Source organism: Variovorax sp. GW821-FHT09D04 (genome assembly GCF_059416405.1).
Map to the genome: position 1 here is coordinate 105,023 of NZ_JBWKPA010000003.1, position 15,966 is coordinate 120,988.

The 15,966-nt window shown below is 68.5% G+C and carries 17 protein-coding genes; 16 read left to right on the forward strand and 1 reads right to left on the reverse strand.

What is annotated here, in order from left to right; all coding sequences use genetic code 11:
* Positions 1–101 precede the first annotated feature (101 nt).
* The 16 genes from glpD to AC07O4_RS10925 all read left to right on the forward strand — a co-directional run bounded on the left by glpD (position 102) and on the right by AC07O4_RS10925 (position 15,365).
* On the forward strand, positions 102–1,778 hold the full coding sequence (glpD, locus tag AC07O4_RS10850) for a glycerol-3-phosphate dehydrogenase (protein ID WP_495304521.1): 1,677 nt from the start codon (positions 102–104) through the stop codon (positions 1,776–1,778).
* Positions 1,778–2,851 (forward strand): ABC transporter ATP-binding protein, encoded by a 1,074-nt coding sequence (locus tag AC07O4_RS10855; RefSeq protein WP_495304522.1) that lies wholly within the window; start codon positions 1,778–1,780, stop codon positions 2,849–2,851. Before glpD ends, AC07O4_RS10855 begins: the two co-directional genes overlap by 1 nt.
* 1 nt (position 2,852) lies before the next feature.
* Entirely contained in the window at positions 2,853–3,923 is a 1,071-nt protein-coding gene (locus AC07O4_RS10860; protein ID WP_062476739.1) for an ABC transporter ATP-binding protein, read from the forward strand.
* Positions 3,920–4,810, forward strand: coding sequence for a carbohydrate ABC transporter permease (locus tag AC07O4_RS10865; protein WP_062476737.1), 891 nt, complete (start codon positions 3,920–3,922; stop codon positions 4,808–4,810). The genes AC07O4_RS10860 and AC07O4_RS10865 overlap by 4 nt, the downstream gene beginning before the upstream one ends.
* Positions 4,807–5,619 (forward strand): carbohydrate ABC transporter permease, encoded by an 813-nt coding sequence (locus AC07O4_RS10870; protein WP_062476734.1) that lies wholly within the window; start codon positions 4,807–4,809, stop codon positions 5,617–5,619. Before AC07O4_RS10865 ends, AC07O4_RS10870 begins: the two co-directional genes overlap by 4 nt.
* A 12-nt stretch (positions 5,620–5,631) precedes the next feature.
* Positions 5,632–5,940: a DUF2160 domain-containing protein gene (locus AC07O4_RS10875; RefSeq protein ID WP_062476731.1), complete on the forward strand. Its 309-nt coding sequence runs from the start codon at positions 5,632–5,634 to the stop codon at positions 5,938–5,940.
* Positions 5,941–6,028: 88 nt separating this feature from the next.
* A complete protein-coding gene (locus AC07O4_RS10880) occupies positions 6,029–7,759 on the forward strand; it encodes an ABC transporter substrate-binding protein (protein WP_070059465.1) in 1,731 nt (576 codons plus the stop codon).
* 168 nt (positions 7,760–7,927) lie between these two features.
* The gene (locus AC07O4_RS10885) at positions 7,928–8,932 is read left to right on the forward strand and encodes a dialkylresorcinol condensing enzyme (protein ID WP_495264531.1); all 1,005 of its coding nucleotides are present in this window, start codon (positions 7,928–7,930) and stop codon (positions 8,930–8,932) included.
* Positions 8,922–10,058 carry a beta-ketoacyl-ACP synthase III gene (locus AC07O4_RS10890; RefSeq protein ID WP_495304523.1) on the forward strand — a complete coding sequence of 379 codons (1,137 nt, stop codon included), beginning with the start codon at positions 8,922–8,924 and terminating at the stop codon, positions 10,056–10,058. The genes AC07O4_RS10885 and AC07O4_RS10890 overlap by 11 nt, the downstream gene beginning before the upstream one ends.
* A gap of 2 nt (positions 10,059–10,060) precedes the next feature.
* Complete coding sequence (locus tag AC07O4_RS10895; RefSeq protein WP_062476723.1) at positions 10,061–10,456, forward strand: DarG family dialkylresorcinol biosynthesis protein; 396 nt, start codon at positions 10,061–10,063, stop codon at positions 10,454–10,456.
* Positions 10,453–11,433, forward strand: coding sequence for a BtrH-related acyltransferase DarH (gene darH / locus AC07O4_RS10900; protein ID WP_062476720.1), 981 nt, complete (start codon positions 10,453–10,455; stop codon positions 11,431–11,433). The genes AC07O4_RS10895 and darH overlap by 4 nt, the downstream gene beginning before the upstream one ends.
* Positions 11,433–12,341: an ABC transporter ATP-binding protein gene (locus AC07O4_RS10905; RefSeq protein WP_495304524.1), complete on the forward strand. Its 909-nt coding sequence runs from the start codon at positions 11,433–11,435 to the stop codon at positions 12,339–12,341. Before darH ends, AC07O4_RS10905 begins: the two co-directional genes overlap by 1 nt.
* Before the next feature lie 9 nt (positions 12,342–12,350).
* Positions 12,351–13,508, forward strand: coding sequence for an ABC transporter permease (locus AC07O4_RS10910; RefSeq protein WP_495304525.1), 1,158 nt, complete (start codon positions 12,351–12,353; stop codon positions 13,506–13,508).
* Positions 13,505–13,783: an acyl carrier protein gene (locus tag AC07O4_RS10915; protein WP_139706326.1), complete on the forward strand. Its 279-nt coding sequence runs from the start codon at positions 13,505–13,507 to the stop codon at positions 13,781–13,783. Before AC07O4_RS10910 ends, AC07O4_RS10915 begins: the two co-directional genes overlap by 4 nt.
* Entirely contained in the window at positions 13,780–14,853 is a 1,074-nt protein-coding gene (locus AC07O4_RS10920; RefSeq protein ID WP_495304526.1) for a beta-ketoacyl synthase N-terminal-like domain-containing protein, read from the forward strand. Before AC07O4_RS10915 ends, AC07O4_RS10920 begins: the two co-directional genes overlap by 4 nt.
* On the forward strand, positions 14,850–15,365 hold the full coding sequence (locus tag AC07O4_RS10925) for a hypothetical protein (protein ID WP_495304527.1): 516 nt from the start codon (positions 14,850–14,852) through the stop codon (positions 15,363–15,365). The genes AC07O4_RS10920 and AC07O4_RS10925 overlap by 4 nt, the downstream gene beginning before the upstream one ends.
* Here AC07O4_RS10925 and AC07O4_RS10930 read toward each other — a convergent pair.
* Entirely contained in the window at positions 15,344–15,964 is a 621-nt protein-coding gene (locus AC07O4_RS10930) for an HD domain-containing protein (RefSeq protein WP_495304898.1), read from the reverse strand. The two genes, AC07O4_RS10925 and AC07O4_RS10930, sit on opposite strands and share 22 nt — an antisense overlap.
* Between the last annotated feature and the right edge of the window lie 2 nt (positions 15,965–15,966).

The following is a 15,966-nucleotide window of genomic DNA, read 5'->3' on the forward strand; positions in this document are numbered from 1 at the left end:
AAGACTGGGGTCGAGGGTACAGGCCGCGTCACTTTAAAACGAAAGAAAACGAAGCCGAGTAAGGGAAAACTCGGAGGAAAATCGCGCCAAAAGGAATCCAAATGAAAAAACGCGAAAATACAATCTCGGCCTTTGCTGACAAAAGTCACGAACCTACGGACCTCCAGCCTGTGACCGATTTCTCCTCTCCAGCGGCCGAACCCGCCACCGATTGCGATGTGCTGATCGTCGGCGGTGGCATCAATGGCTGCGGCATTGCGCGCGACCTCGCCGGCCGGGGCTGGCGCGTGGTCCTGTGCGAGAAGGACGACCTGGCCTCGCACACGTCGTCGTCTTCCACCAAGCTGATCCACGGCGGGCTGCGCTACCTGGAGTACTACGAGTTCTCGCTGGTGCGCAAGGCGCTGCAGGAGCGCGAGGTGCTGCTCAAGAGCGCGCCGCACATCATGTGGCCGCTGCGCTTCGTGATGCCGCACGACCCCTCGATGCGCCCGGCCTGGATGATCCGCATCGGCCTGTTCATGTACGACCACCTCGCCAAGCGCGAGGTGCTGCCGCCGTCGCGCGGCATCGACCTGCGCCAGCACCCGGCCGGCGCACCGCTCAAGGCGCAGTACAAGCGCGGCTTCGTCTACTCCGACGGCTGGGTCGACGACGCGCGGCTGGTGGTGCTCAACGCCATCGATGCGCGCTCGAAGGGCGCCGAAGTGCTCACGCGCACGCGCTGCATCCATGCGCAGCGCGGCGCCGACGGCTGGGTCGCCACGCTCGAAGGCCCCGATGGCGCGCACCGCACCGTGCGCGCGCGCGCCGTGGTGAACGCGGCCGGCCCGTGGGCCGAATCCTTCCTGCGCGGCGTGGCCCAGTCGGCGCGCGGCGAGGCGCTGGCCACCAAGAGCCTGCGGCTCGTGAAGGGCAGCCACATCATCGTGCCGCGCCTGTTCGACCACGACCACGCCTACATCTTCCAGAACCCCGACAAGCGGATCATCTTCGCCATTCCGTACCAGGGCGCGTTCACGCTGATCGGCACCACCGACATCGAGATCAGCGGCGACGACCCCGGCGCCGCGCGCATCGCGCAGGAAGAAATCGACTACCTGTGCACCCAGGCCAGCCGCTACTTCGACAAGGCCATCGTGCCGGCCGACGTGGTCTGGACCTACTCGGGCGTGCGCCCGCTGCTGGACGACGCCTCGGGCGACCCCTCGGCCGTCACGCGCGACTACCTGCTCGAGTCGAACACCACCGCCGCGCCGCTGCTGTCGGTGTGGGGCGGCAAGATCACCACCTTCCGCAAGCTGGCCGAGGACGCGGCCGACGAGGTCGGCAAGATGCTCGGCCAGTCGAATGCCCAGCGCCCGGCCTGGACCGACGGTGCCTTCCTGGCCGGCGGCGACCTGTCGGCCTGGATCGGCGCGCCCAAGCGCCCCGACGACGACTTCGCCCGCTTCGTGGCCGCCGTGCAGGCGAAGTACCCCTGGCTCGACGCCCAGGTCGCGCTGCGGCTGGCGCGCGGCTACGGCGCGCGCGTGGCCGAACTGGTCGGCGAGGCGCAATCGCTGGCCGACATGGGCGCCGAGGTGGCTCCCGGCCTGCACGAGCGCGAGCTGCGCTTCCTGCAGGCGCGCGAATGGGCCGTGAGCTCGGACGATGTGCTCTGGCGCCGCACCAAGCTCGGCCTGCACTACACGCCGGCCGAGCGCGAGCAAGTGGCCATCTGGCTGCAGGCCAACGCAAAGAACAACAACGACACCGTGGAAGTGGAGGTGAGCTGATGCAGCTGACTCTGGAGCGCGTCACCAAGAAGGTCGGCGCGCAAACCTGGCTCTACGAGCAGAGCATTGCGCCGAAAAGCGGCGCGGTGACCGTGCTGCTCGGCGCCACGCAGGCCGGCAAGACCAGCCTGATGCGCCTCATGGCCGGGCTCGACACGCCCAGCACCGGGCGTGTGCTGGTGGACGGCAAGGACGTCACCGGCACGCCGGTGCGCGAGCGCAATGTCGCGATGGTCTACCAGCAGTTCATCAACTACCCCTCGCTCAAGGTGGCCGACAACATCGCCTCGCCGCTGAAGCTGCGCGGCGAGTCGAACATCGACGCGCGGGTGAAGGCGCTGGCCGACAAGCTGCACATCGGCATGTTCCTCGACCGCTACCCGCAGGAGCTGTCGGGCGGCCAGCAGCAGCGCGTGGCGCTGGCGCGCGCGCTCGCCAAGAACGCACCGCTCATGCTGCTCGACGAGCCGCTGGTCAACCTCGACTACAAGCTGCGCGAAGGCCTGCGCGAAGAACTCACGCAGCTCTTCGCCACCGGCGACTCGACCGTCATCTACGCCACCACCGAGCCCGGCGAAGCGCTGCTGCTGGGCGGCTACACGGCCGTGATGGACGCCGGCGAGCTGCTGCAGTACGGCCCGACCGCCGAGGTGTTCCATGCGCCGCAGTCGCTGCGCGTGGCGCGCGCCTTCAGCGATCCGCCGATGAACCTGCTGGCGGGCACGGCCGCGGCCGGCCGCGTGCAGCTCGCGGGCGGGCCCGCGCTGACGCTGGCCCTGCCGGAAAGCGTGTCGGGCACGGTCACGGTTGGCCTGCGCGCGAGTGCCTTGAACGTGAACGCGGGGGAGGGCGACATCGCCTTGCCCGGCAAGGTGGAGCTGGCCGAAATTTCGGGCTCCGACACCTTCGTGCACGTCGACACGGCGGTGGGCGAACTGGTGGCGCAGCTCACCGGTGTGCACCGCTTCGAGCTGGGCGCTTCGATCACGCTGTACTTCAGCGCATCGCAGGCCTATGTGTTCGATGCCAGCGAAAAGCTGGCACTGGCGCCGGCTTGGCGCAAAGGAGCTTGAGATGGCACGCATCGATCTCGACCTGGCCCACGCCTACCGCGCCAACCCCACGCAGGACAGCGACTACGCGCTGCTCCCGCTGAAGATGAGCTTTCGCGACGGCGGCGCGTACGCCTTGCTCGGCCCCTCGGGCTGCGGCAAGACGACCATGCTCAACATCATCTCGGGCCTGCTCGTGCCGTCGCAGGGCAGCGTGAGCTTCGACGGCCGCGACATGACGCGCGCCACGCCGCAGGAACGCAACATCGCGCAGGTGTTCCAGTTCCCGGTGATCTACGACACCATGACCGTCGCCGAGAACCTGGCGTTCCCGCTGCGCAACCGCAAGGTGCCCGAAGACCAGATCAAGAAGCGCGTCGGCGAGATCGCCGAAATGCTCGACATGAGCGGCCAGCTCAACCAGCGCGCCGCGGGCCTCGCGGCCGATGCCAAGCAGAAGATCTCGCTGGGCCGCGGCCTGGTGCGCAGCGACGTGTCGGCGGTGCTGTTCGACGAACCGCTCACCGTGATCGACCCGCACCTGAAGTGGCAGCTGCGCCGCAAGCTCAAGCAGATCCACCGCGAGCTCAAGCTCACGCTGATCTACGTGACGCACGACCAGGTCGAGGCGCTGACCTTCGCCGAAGAGGTGGTGGTCATGACGCGCGGCAAGGCCGTGCAGGTGGGCAGCGCCGAGGCGCTGTTCGAGCGGCCGGCCCACACCTTCGTCGGCCATTTCATCGGCTCGCCGGGCATGAACTTTTTGTCGGCCCACAGCGCCAACGGTGCGCTCGAGGTGGCGGGCACGCCGCTGGTGCCCACGCGCGAGCTGCCGCCCGGCGCGCTCAAGATCGGCATCCGGCCCGAGTACCTGCGACTGTCGAACGCGGGTGCCGCCGGCGCCGTGCCGGCGGTGGTGAAGCAGGTGCAGGACGTCGGCACGCACGCGATGCTCAGCGCCGAGGTCGACGGCGGCGTGGTCAAGGTGCGCATGCATTCGGACGAACAGCCGCCCTCGGTGGGCGACACGGTGTGGCTGCGGGTGCTCGACACCCACACCTGCTACTACAAGGACGAGGAACTGGTCGCATGAACCCGACGAACAAGCCGATCAACCAGAAGGCGTGGTGGCTCGTGCTGCCGGTGCTGATCTGCGTGGCCTTCTCGGCCATCGTGCCGCTGATGACGGTGGTCAACTACTCGGTGCAGGACATCATTTCGCCCGACCGGCGCGTGTTCGTCGGCACCGAATGGTTCGCCGCCGTGATGCGTGACGACGAGCTGCACCAGGCGCTGTGGCGCCAGCTGGGCTTCTCGCTGTCGGTGCTGCTGGTGGAGATTCCGCTGGGCATCGCACTCGCGCTGTCGATGCCGGCCACGGGCTGGAAGTCGTCGGCGGTGCTGGTGGTGGTGGCGTTGTCGCTGCTCATTCCATGGAACGTGGTGGGCACCATCTGGCAGATCTACGGCCGCGCCGACATTGGCCTGCTGGGCCACGCGCTGCAGGTCATGGGCATCGAATACAACTACACGGGCAGCGCGACCGACGCGTGGCTCACGGTGCTGGTGATGGATGTGTGGCACTGGACGCCGCTGGTGGCCTTGCTCTGCTATGCGGGCCTGCGCTCGATTCCTGACGCCTACTACCAGGCCGCGCGCATCGACGGCGCCAGCAAGTTCGCGGTGTTCCGCTACATCCAGCTGCCCAAGATGCGCGGCGTGCTGATGATCGCGGTGCTGCTGCGCTTCATGGACAGCTTCATGATCTACACCGAGCCCTTCGTGCTGACGGGCGGCGGGCCGGGCAACGCGACGACCTTCCTGAGCCAGTACCTCACGCAGAAGGCCGTGGGGCAGTTCGACCTCGGGCCGGCGGCTGCGTTCTCGCTGATCTATTTCCTGATCATTCTGTTGTTCTGCTTCGTGCTCTACAACTGGATGCAGCGCGTGGGTACGCAAGAAGTGGAGAAAGAACAATGAACGAAAAGCGATTCCACAAGCGCAGCATCTTCCTGCTGCTGTACATCCTGTTCGCGCTGCTGCCCATCTACTGGATGGTCAACATGAGCTTCAAGACGAACGAGGAAATCCTGTCGAGCTTCTCGTTCTTCCCGCAGCAGCTCACCTGGGCCAACTACGCGCGCATCTTCACCGACGAGTCGTGGTACTCGGGCTACATCAACAGCCTGATCTACGTGGCGATCAACACGGTGATCTCGCTCACCGTGGCGCTGCCGGCGGCCTACGCGTTCTCGCGCTATTCGTTCCTCGGCGACAAGCACGTGTTCTTCTGGCTGCTGACGAACCGCATGACGCCGCCCGCGGTGTTCCTGTTGCCGTTCTTCCAGCTGTACAGCACCGTCGGCCTCATGGACACGCACCTGGGCGTGGCGCTGGCGCACCTGCTGTTCAACGTGCCGCTGGCGGTGTGGATTCTGGAAGGCTTCATGAGCGGCATTCCGCGCGAGATCGACGAAACGGCGTACATCGACGGCTACTCGTTCCCGCGCTTCTTCCTCACCATCTTCCTGCCGCTCATCAAGGCCGGCGTGGGCGTGGCGGCGTTCTTCTGCTTCATGTTCAGCTGGGTCGAGCTGCTGCTGGCGCGCACGCTCACCAGCGTGAACGCCAAGCCCATCGTGGCGACGATGACGCGCACGGTGAGCGCCTCGGGCATGGACTGGGCGACGCTGGCCGCGGCCGGCGTGCTCACCATCGTGCCCGGCGCGATCGTGATCTGGTTTGTGCGTCACTACATCGCGAAGGGTTTCGCGATGGGCCGCGTTTAAGGAGGTCGAAAGATGTTCGACTGGATGGTCTGGACCACCCCGGTGGCCGTTTTCTTCAGCTGCATCGCGCTCATGCTGGTCGGCATGACCGTGTGGGAATTCAAGTCGCCCACCACGATGCGCCGTGGCTGGCTGCCTATTGCCACTACGCGCGGCGATCGGCTCTTCATCGGCCTGCTGTCCGCGGCCTACGTCAACCTGATCTTCGTCGGCCTGGCCGGCAAGGTGCAGGAGTGGCTGAGCCTGGAGGCCGAGCCCTCGATCTGGATCGGCTTCGTGCTGTCGATGTTCGTGCTCGCGCTCGTGATGCGCAAAGGTTAGCCCACCGATTTCGTCAACGCGTCCGGCTCTCCGCCTCCCCGGAGCCGCGATGAAAAAACCGGGGAAGCACAACCGAGGAGACACATTCATGAAGATGCGCTACACGGCATTGGCAATGGCGGCGGCGATGGTCGCCGCGCACGGCGCATGGGCCGCAGAGCCCGAAGCCAAGAAATGGATCGACAGCGAGTTCCAGCCGTCGACCCTGAGCAAGGACCAGCAGGCGGCCGAGATGAAGTGGTTCATCGACGCGGCCAAGAAGCTGCAGGCCAAGGGCGTCAAGGAAATCTCGGTGGTGTCGGAGACCATCACCACGCATGAATACGAATCGAAGACGCTGGCCAAGGCCTTCGAGGAAATCACCGGCATCAAGGTCAAGCACGACCTGATCCAGGAAGGCGACGTGGTCGAGAAGCTGCAGACCTCGATGCAGTCGGGCAAGTCGATCTACGACGGCTGGATTTCCGACTCCGACCTCATCGGCACGCACTACCGCTACGGCAAGATGATGAACCTCACCGACTACATGGCCGGTGCGGGCAAGGAGTACACCAACCCCGGGCTCGACCTCAAGGACTTCATCGGTACCAAGTTCACCACCGCGCCCGACGGCAAGCTCTACCAGCTGCCCGACCAGCAGTTCGCCAACCTGTACTGGTTCCGCGCCGACCTGTTCGATCGCAAGGACCTGAAGGACAAGTTCAAGGCCAAGTACGGCTACGACCTGGGCGTGCCGCTGAACTGGAGCGCCTACGAGGACATCGCCGAGTTCTTCAGCGTCGACGTGAAGACCATCGACGGCAAGCCGATCTACGGCCACATGGACTACGGCAAGAAGGACCCGTCGCTGGGCTGGCGCTTCACCGATGCGTGGCTCTCGATGGCCGGCACCGCCGACATCGGCACCCCCAACGGCATGCCGATCGACGAGTGGGGCATCCGCGTGGCCGACGACAAGTGCACGCCCGTGGGCGCGGCCGTGTCGCGCGGCGGTGCGACCAACTCGCCGGCCGCCGTGTACGCGCTCACCAAGTACATCGACTGGATGAAGAAGTACGCGCCCAAGGAAGCCATGGGCATGACCTTCGGCGAAGCCGGCCCGGTGCCCGCGCAGGGCCAGATCGCCCAGCAGATCTTCTGGTACACGGCCTTCACGGCCGACATGACCAAGAAGGGCCTGCCCGTGGTGAATGAGGACGGCACGCCCAAGTGGCGCATGGCGCCCGGCCCGAACGGCCCGTACTGGAAGCAGGGCATGCAGAACGGCTACCAGGACGTGGGTTCGTGGTCGTTCTTCAACGGCCATGACGCCAACAAGACCGCCGCCGCCTGGCTCTACGCCCAGTTCGTGACCTCCAAGAGCGTCTCGCTCAAGAAGACCATCGTGGGCCTGACCCCGATCCGCGAATCGGACATCCAGAGCAAGGCCATGACCGACATGGCGCCCAAGCTGGGCGGCCTGGTCGAGTTCTACCGCAGCCCGGCCCGCGTGGCATGGACGCCCACCGGCACCAACGTGCCCGACTACCCCAAGCTGGCGCAGCTGTGGTGGAAGAACGTGGCCGAGGCCGTCACGGGCGAGAAGACCCCGCAGAAGGCCATGGACAACCTGGCCGACGAGATGGACAACGTGATGGGCCGCCTGCAACGCGCCGGCATGGCCCACTGCGCGCCCAAGCTCAACGCCAAGGGCGACCCGAACAAGTGGCTCAGCGACCAGCACGCCCCGTGGAAGAAGCTGGCCAACGAGAAGCCCAAGGGCGAGACCATCGACTACAACAAGCTGCTGAGCGCCTGGAAGGCCGGCAAGGTGCGCTGACCGGCGCTTCGCCAGCAGCAATTGCAAACAAGGGCCGCGCCGCGAGGTGCGGCCCTTTTTCGCTTTCTGGCGCCCTGGTTCGTCGGATTCACGCGACGCCATGACCTATGGCAGATGCACCTTTGAAAAGGTTCGCTTACATTCGACGGCCCCCGCCACGGCCCGCCAGTGAATCCAAGTTCTTCCAGCCCCACCGCCAGCCCTCCTGCCACCCCGAGCGCGCGTGTCAAACGCGTCCTGCTGATCCAGTACTCGCAGACCGGGCAACTCGACCGCGTGGCCGGGCAGATCGCCGCGCCACTGCGCGCCGACCCGGGCATCGAACTGCGCGTGGAAACGCTGCGGCCGCTGCAGCGCTTTCCCTTTCCCTGGCCGTTCCTGACCTTCTTCGACGCGTTCCCCGAGTCGGCCCACCTGAAGCCGGGCCCGCTGGCGCCGCTGACGCTCATGGGCGATGAAGACTTCGACCTCGTCATCCTGCCGTACCAGGTGTGGTTCCTGGCGCCCGCGCAGCCGGTCGTGGCCTTCCTGCAGCACCCCGTGGCGGCGCGGCTGCTCAAGGGAAAACCCGTGGTCACGGTCATTGCCTGCCGCAACATGTGGCTGCTGGCCCATGAAAAGCTCAAGGGCCTGCTCGCCGCCACCGGCGCGCGCCTGATCGACAACGTGGTGCTCACCGACCCGGGCCCCACGCTCGCCACCTTCTTCACCACGCCGGCCTGGCTCATCTGGGGCCGCAAGCGCGGCTTCTGGGGCATGCCCGACGCGGGTCTGAGCGAGGAACAGATCCGCGGCTGCGGCCGCTTCGGCCGGGCCCTGCGCGACGCATTGCACGCAGGCCGCGAGCAGGGCGATGCGCCCTTGCTGGCCGGGCTGGGCGCGGTGCGCGCCCAGGCGCGGCTGCTCATCAGCGAGAAGGCCGGCACGCGCAGCTTCTACCTGTGGGGCAAGCTGATCATGGCGGCCGGCGGGCCGGGCGCGGCGGTGCGCAAACCGCTGCTCTTGCTGTACGTGCTGTTTCTGCTGGCACTGATCGTCACCGTCGTGCCGGTGAGCCTGACGCTGCAGGCCCTGCTGCGGCCGTTGTTCCGAGGGTGGCTGACTAAAATGACGGCTCAATTCGAGCGCCCGTCGGGCTCTGCCACGGACCGGCTCCCTCTCTATGACGACTGATGTTTTCCTGACCCGCACCGCTGCCTTCCTGCCTTTTTCTCCGGTCAGCAACGAAGACATCGAAGAAGTGTTGGGCCGCATCGGCGGCAAGGTGTCGCGTGCGCGACGCCTCATCCTGCGCAGCAACGGCATCCAGTCGCGCCACTACGCCATCGACCGCGCCACCGGCCAGCTGGCCATGACCAACGCGCAGCTCACCGCCGCGGCCATCCGCGCGCTCGGCGACGACATCGGCCCGGTCGACTGCCTGGCCACCGGCACCTCGCTGCCCGACCAGCTCATGCCCAACCACGCGGTGATGGTGCACGGCGAACTGGGCTGGCCCCGGCTCGAGGTGGTGGCCTGCGCCGGCATCTGCCTGGCCGGCGCGGCGGCGCTCAAGCATGCGTGGCTGTCGGTGCGTGCGGGTGACGCCCGCCGCGCGGTCGCCACGGGCTCCGAGCTGGCCTCGGCCGTGATGCGCGGCATCAACTTCGAGGCCGAGCTCGAGCACAAGCTCGAAGCGCTCGAAGCCCGCCCCGAGATCGCCTTCGAGAAAGACTTCCTGCGCTGGATGCTGTCCGACGGCGCCGGCGCGGTGCTGCTGGAGCGCGAGCCGCGCGGGCCGCTGTCGCTGCGCGTCGAGTGGATCGAGCTGTCGTCGGCAGCGCACGAGCTGCCGGTGTGCATGTATGCCGGCGCCGACAAGAACGAACAGGGCGGCCTCGACGGCTGGGCCCGCACCTCGCCGGCCGACTGGCAGCGCGACTCGACCTTCGCCGTCAAGCAGGACGTGCGCCTGCTCAACGACAACATCGTGCGCGCCACGCTGGCCGAGCCGCTGGCCGCCATCATCGAACGGCGCGGGCTGAAGACCGACGACATCGACTGGTTCCTGCCGCACCTGTCGTCGCACTATTTCGTCGAGCCCGTGGCCGCAAGCCTGGCCGCGCTGGGCCTGCCGATTCCGCGCGAGCGCTGGTTCAGCAACCTCGCGACCAAGGGCAACACGGGCTCGGCCTCGCCGTACATCATGCTCGACGAGCTGTTCCGCTCGGGTCGCATCCAGCGCGGCCAGAAGCTCCTGATGTTCGTGCCCGAAAGCGGCCGCTTTTCGAGCGGCTTCATCTACCTGGAGGCTGTGTAGCCATGGACCTCGATGCCGTGCCACAGGAGGGCAACGCGACCCTCGCGGGCCATTCCAAGCTGATGTACGCCCGCGACGCGCAGGGCCGCGTCGTCACCACCACCTCGAAGGGCTGGGAGGCGGAAGAGATCGTCACCAGCCACGCGGTCGATGTGCTGGTCGAACAGGCGCAGGAGGCCAAGGCGCGCGTGAAGGCCGGGCTGGCCTCGCCGCTCGAGTACTGGATGTACGAGCGCCGCATGGACGTGGCGCTGCTCTCGCAGACCAGCGGCTTCTGGCAATGGCGCGTGCGCCGCCACCTGCAGCCGCGCCATTTCGCCGCGCTGTCGCCGGCCCAGCTCGCCCGCTACGGCCAGGCGCTGGGGCTGCCCGTTTCCACCCTGCAAGGCCTGCCGTGAACTTCCAACACCAACAGGCGGCGCACTGCGAAAGCGGCGTCATCTCCAGCCTCATGCGCCACCACGGCGCGCCGATGAGCGAGGCGATGGCGCTGGGGTTGTCGTCGGCGCTCTCGTTCGCCTACCTGCCGTTCATCAAGCTGTCGGGCCTGCCGCTCATCTCGTACCGCATGCCGCCCAAGGCCATCATCAAGGGCCTTTTGGCGCCGATGGCCGCGCGCTTTCGCTTCGAGACCTTCCGCAGCCCGCAGGCCGGGCAGCAGCGCCTCGACGCGCTGCTGGCCGACGGCCAGCTCGTGGGCCTGCAGACCTCGGTCTACTGGCTGCCGTACTTTCCGCCGAACATGCGCTTTCACTTCAACGCGCACAACCTGCTGGTCTACGGCAAGGACGGCGACGACTACCTGATCAGCGACCCGGTGTTCGAGGAGCCCGTGCGCTGCGCGAGCGAAGACCTGTCGCGCGCCCGTTTCGCCAAGGGCGTGCTGGCGCCCAAGGGCCTCATGTACTACCCGCAGGCCATCGAGCGCAAGGCGGTCGACGCCGCCTCGGTGACCCAGGCCATCCGCAAGACCGTGCGCAACATGCTCGCGCCCATTCCCATCGTCGGCGTGCGCGGCATGCGCACGCTGGCCAAGCGCATGCAGAAGCTGTCGCCCAGCGATCCGCGCAGCGTCGACTTCATCGGCCACCTGGTGCGCATGCAGGAAGAAATCGGCACGGGCGGGGCGGGCTTTCGCTTCATCTACGCGGGCTTCCTGCAGGAGGCGGCGCAGCTGCTCGACAAGCCGCAGCTCACGCAGATGTCCGAACGCCTGATCGCCATCGGCGACGGCTGGCGCGCGTTCGCGCTCAAGGCGGCGCGCATGGTGAAAGGGCGCGAGCCCGTCGATCCGGTGGCGCTGGCGGGCAAGCTGCGCGAGCAGGCGCAGCAAGAGGAAACCTTCTTCCGCGACCTCAAGGCCGCCGTCGCCTGATGCTCGAGCTTCACCAGCTCGGCTACCGCTACCCGCACGCTGACAAGGCCGCGCTGGCCGACGTGTCGCTCGCCGTGCCGCGCGGTTGCGTGCTGGGTTTGCTGGGCCCGAACGGCGCCGGCAAGACCACGCTGATCTCGCACCTGTCGGGCGCGCTCGCGGTGCAGTCGGGCGACATCCGCATTGACGGCCAGCCGCTGCAGCAGGTGCGCGCCAAGGCGCCCACGCGCATCGCCGTGGCGCCGCAGGACCAGGCCTTCTACCCGATGCTCACCGTGGCCGAGAACCTGGCCTGCTTCGCCGCGGCCGGCGGTCTCTCGGGTGCGCGCAAGAAGGCGCGCATCGACACCTGCACGCAGTTCGCGCAGCTCGAACAGTTCGCGGGCGTGCGTGCCGAACGGCTCTCGGGCGGCCTCAAGCGCCGGCTCAACCTCGCGATCGCCTTGCTGCCCGAACCCGAGCTGATGCTGTTCGACGAGCCGACGGTGGGCGTCGATCCGCAGTCGCGCGCCTTCATCCTCGATGCGATCAAGAGCCTGGCGCAGGCGGGCGCGGCAGTGATCTACGCCTCGCACTACATGGAAGAGATCGAGGCCATCGCCGACCGCGTGGCCATCCTCGACCAGGGCCACGTGCTGCGCGAAGGCCCGCTCGACGCGCTGCTGTCGCAAAGCGCCATGCTGCTGACCCTGGCCGCCGACGGGCTCGACGCACAGAGGCTCTCGCGCTTCGGCACGGTGGAGCAGGGCGCGGCGCACTGGCGCATCCACCTGAACGCGGGCACCGGCCCCGGCCCCGTGCTGGCCGCGCTCGAAGCCGAAGGCATCGAGGTGCGCCAGGCCGAGTTCGGCCGGCACGACCTCGAGCAGCTCTTCATGGCGCTCACGCACCGTTCGCTGCGCGACTGACCGAACGCCATGCTCTTTGCGCTCATCAAGAAGGAACTGCTGGCCCTCGTGCGCGACATGCACGGGCTGGCCGTGCTGTTCGTGATGCCGATGGTGTTCATCGTGCTGATGTCGCTCACGTTGAAGGACATCTACCGCCCGCCGCTGGCCGAGCTGAGCTACGCGGTTGATGCGCGCGACAGCGGCACGCCCGCCAAATGGCTGCTGCAGATCTGGCAGCGCAGCCACGGCGCGCCGCAACCGCTGGGCGCCGACTGGCAGGCGCGGCTGCGCAGCGGCACGCTCAAGTACGTGATCGTGTTGGAGCCGGGCCTGTCGGACGAGCTGGAATCGGCCGCGCTCTCCACGCGCGCTCACATCCGCCTGCTGGCCGAACCCGGCATCGACGCCAACCTGTTCAACGCGCTGCGCGCCGAACTCATCGGCGCCTCGGGCGAACTCAAGGCGCGGCTCGCGCTGGCGGTGCCCGGCACGGCCAGCCCCGCGCCCGATGCGTCCATCCAGGCGATGGTGCAGGCCGAGCGCTTTGCCACCGCCGGCCCGCGGCCCACGTCGGTGCAGCAGAACGTGCCGGCCTGGCTGGTGTTCGGCATGTTCTTCGTGGTGGCCTCGCTGTCCAGCCTGTTCGTGCAGGAGCGCGGCTCGGGCGCGCTCGGCCGGCTGCAGAGCCTGGGCGTGTCGCGTTCCATGCTGCTGGCCTCCAAGGCCTTGCCCTACCTCGGTGTGAACGCGCTGCAGGCGCTGCTGATGCTGGCGGCGGGCATCTGGTTCATGCCGCTGATCGGCGGCGACGCGCTCTCGCTCGCGGGCATCCACTGGGGCGGCCTGCTGCTGTCGCTGGCGGCCGTGAGCCTGGCGGCGGTGAGCCTGTCGCTGGCGGTGGCCTGCCTCGTGAAGAGCCATGCGCAGGCCGCCACGCTCGGGCCGATGGTGAATGTGCTGATGGCGGCGGCGGGCGGCATCATGGTGCCCAAGTTCGTCATGCCGGGCTTCATGCAGCGCATGGTCGAAATCTCTCCCATGAACTGGGGGCTCGAAGCGTTGCTCACCGTGCTGCTGCGCGGCGGCGGCGTGGCCGAGGTGCTGCCGCAGGTCGGCCGGCTGGTGGCGTTCGCGGCCCTCATGTTTTTCGTGGCTGTCTTTCTGTTTCGCAGGCGCGCACCGTGACGAGCACCGTTTCTTCTCCTGAATTCATCGCCCGCCTCAAGGCCCTCGTGCTCGAGGCTGTCGAAAAAGACGCGCCGCCCGGCGGCCTCGGCGACGACGAGCCGCTGTTCGGCCCCGAGGCGCGCCTGGACCTCGACTCGCTCGACGCGCTGCAGGTGTCGATGGCGATCCAGCAGCACTTCGGCCTGCGCATGCCCGACAGCAAGGACACGCGCCGCGCCATGACGTCGATCGCGCACCTGGCGGAACACCTGGTGCAAGCGGGCAAGGCATGAGTCCGGTGTACCTGGCCGGCATGGGCCTGGCCTGTGTGCTCGGCGACGATCTGCCGTCCGCGCTCGCGGCGCTGCGGCGCGGCGGCGTGCCGCCCACGCCGGTGACGGTGGCCGAGGGCCTGCAGTGGCCGGTCTACACGCTGGCGGTGCCGCCCGGCGACTGGGCGCAGCGCGTGCAGCACACGGTGCGCCGCGTGGTCGCGCAGACCGGCGACGGGCTGGACCGGCAGGGGCCGCTGTTCGTGGCCTCGTCGTCGCTCGACATCGGGGCCATGGAACACGCACAGCACGACGCGCGGCTCAGCGGTGACCTGCAGGATTTTGCCGACATCGCCGCCGCCGCGCTCGACTGGCAAGGCCCGGTCTTCACCGTCTCGACCGCCTGCACCTCGGCGCTCAACGCGATGCTGGCGGCGGCCGACATGGTGCGCGCGGGCGAGGCCCGCGAGGCCTTGGTGATCGGAGCCGAACTCGACAACCGCTTCACCGTGGCCGGCTTCGGCGCGATGCAGCTGCTGGCGCCCGACAGCGCGCGGCCTTTCGGCGCGGGGCGCCAGGGGCTGGTGCTCGGCGAAGCGGTGGCGGCGCTGCGGCTCGGGTCGCAACCTGCCCGCTGGGCGCTGCTGGGCGGCGCCAACGTGGTGGACGGCCGCAACCCCTCGGGCACCGAGGCGAGCGCGGTGCGCGCGATGTGCCGCGACACGCTGGCGCGCAGCGGCCTGCAGCCCACGGACATCGACCTCATCAAGGTGCAGGCCGCCGGCAGTCCGGTCAACGACGCGATCGAGGTCGAGGCGCTGCGGGAGGTGTTCGCGCCGCTGCCGCCGCTGGTGTCGCTCAAGTCGGCGATCGGCCACACGCTCGGCGCGGCCGGGGCGGCGGAGCTGGCCCTGCTGGTCGGCTGCATCGAAGGCGGCGCCTGGCCGTCGGTCGGCTACGCGCTGGACGAGACGCTGGGCATCGCGCTGAGCGACGGGCCGCCGGCGCGGCTGCGCCACATCCTGCTCAACGTGGTGGGCTTCGGCGGCGGGCATGCGTCGCTGGTGCTCAAGGATTGCAACGCCGCATGACCACACCGACTTGGCGCACTGTCGCGCACGTCGTGGCGCATCCGCCGCCCGACGACTGGCGCGACGCGCTCGCGACCCGCCTGGGCCGCCGGCCGCGCCGCGTCGGCCTGTGGACCGAGCTGGCGATGTACGGCGCGTTGCGCTGCCTCGACGCGGCCGGCGAAGCCGCGCTGCCGGCGGGCGCGCGCCTGCGCGTGACCAGCCGGCGCGGCGCATGGGAGGCCACGCGCGCGGGGCTGGCGCAGCTCGACGCGGGCTTGCCGATGCCCTTCACCTTCATGCAGGGCCAGCCCGCGCTGATGCTGGCCGAGGTCGGCCGCAGCCTCGACTGGCAGGGCGATGCGAGCTTCATGCTGTGCCGCGATCTCGCGCGGCCGCTGGCGCTGTCGCAGCTGGGCGCGGGGCGCGACGGGCTGCTGTTCGGCGTGGTGGAGGAGACGTTCGGCGACGTGCCGCCGCGCTCCGAATGGTGGCGGCTGGTGCCGACCGATCAGGCGGCGATCGAACGCTGAAGGTTCTCGCGCGCCCGCGCTTCGAGCAGGGCGTGCATGCGCGGCGTGGCGTAGATCGCGGAGCGATCGAGAAAGCGCTGGAGGATCGCGCGCCGGCGCGGCAGGCGAATCTCCTCGGGAACGAAACCGTATTCCGCGTGCACCTGGCGCTCGTACTCGTCGAAGCGCGCACGTTCGGCGCCGAGGATCGACAGGTCGATGTCGATCAGCAGCTCGGCGTCGCGGCCTTCGGGCACGGCGTCGTGGCGCGTGGCCATGACGAGCGCGTGGACGCGGTCGGCCGACGCATCGCTCGCACCGGCCGCCTGCAGCGCCTGCCGCGCCCAGTCGGCGCTGCGGGCTTCGTTGTCGTGCGCATGCACGTCGTAGATCGCGTCGTGGAACCACAGCGCCAGCGCGACTTCGCCGGGGCGTTCGGCCAGCGCCTGTTCCCGGTCGAACCACGCGAGGCATTCGCCCAGGTGCTGCATCGTGTGGTAGTGGCGCTGCGGCTCGCCGTAGCGGCGTTGCAGTTGCTGCCGCAGCACATCGTCGGGCGCGGCCACGCCCAGCGCTTGCCAGGCGGCGGTCCAGTTCGCGTGCAGCGCCTGCGGTGTCATTG

What these genes read in the sequence shown, in the direction of transcription:
- glpD (WP_495304521.1), top strand. Translation starts at nt 102, where the DNA reads ATGAAAAAACGCGAAAATACAATCTCGGCCTTTGCTGACAAAAGTCAC.
- AC07O4_RS10855 (WP_495304522.1), top strand. Translation starts at nt 1,778, where the DNA reads ATGCAGCTGACTCTGGAGCGCGTCACCAAGAAGGTCGGCGCGCAAACC.
- AC07O4_RS10860 (WP_062476739.1), top strand. Translation starts at nt 2,853, where the DNA reads ATGGCACGCATCGATCTCGACCTGGCCCACGCCTACCGCGCCAACCCC.
- AC07O4_RS10865 (WP_062476737.1), top strand. Translation starts at nt 3,920, where the DNA reads ATGAACCCGACGAACAAGCCGATCAACCAGAAGGCGTGGTGGCTCGTG.
- AC07O4_RS10870 (WP_062476734.1), top strand. Translation starts at nt 4,807, where the DNA reads ATGAACGAAAAGCGATTCCACAAGCGCAGCATCTTCCTGCTGCTGTAC.
- AC07O4_RS10875 (WP_062476731.1), top strand. Translation starts at nt 5,632, where the DNA reads ATGTTCGACTGGATGGTCTGGACCACCCCGGTGGCCGTTTTCTTCAGC.
- AC07O4_RS10880 (WP_070059465.1), top strand. Translation starts at nt 6,029, where the DNA reads ATGAAGATGCGCTACACGGCATTGGCAATGGCGGCGGCGATGGTCGCC.
- AC07O4_RS10890 (WP_495304523.1), top strand. Translation starts at nt 8,922, where the DNA reads ATGACGACTGATGTTTTCCTGACCCGCACCGCTGCCTTCCTGCCTTTT.
- AC07O4_RS10895 (WP_062476723.1), top strand. Translation starts at nt 10,061, where the DNA reads ATGGACCTCGATGCCGTGCCACAGGAGGGCAACGCGACCCTCGCGGGC.
- AC07O4_RS10905 (WP_495304524.1), top strand. Translation starts at nt 11,433, where the DNA reads ATGCTCGAGCTTCACCAGCTCGGCTACCGCTACCCGCACGCTGACAAG.
- AC07O4_RS10910 (WP_495304525.1), top strand. Translation starts at nt 12,351, where the DNA reads ATGCTCTTTGCGCTCATCAAGAAGGAACTGCTGGCCCTCGTGCGCGAC.
- AC07O4_RS10920 (WP_495304526.1), top strand. Translation starts at nt 13,780, where the DNA reads ATGAGTCCGGTGTACCTGGCCGGCATGGGCCTGGCCTGTGTGCTCGGC.
- AC07O4_RS10925 (WP_495304527.1), top strand. Translation starts at nt 14,850, where the DNA reads ATGACCACACCGACTTGGCGCACTGTCGCGCACGTCGTGGCGCATCCG.
- AC07O4_RS10930 (WP_495304898.1), bottom strand. Translation starts at nt 15,964, where the DNA reads ATGACACCGCAGGCGCTGCACGCGAACTGGACCGCCGCCTGGCAAGCG.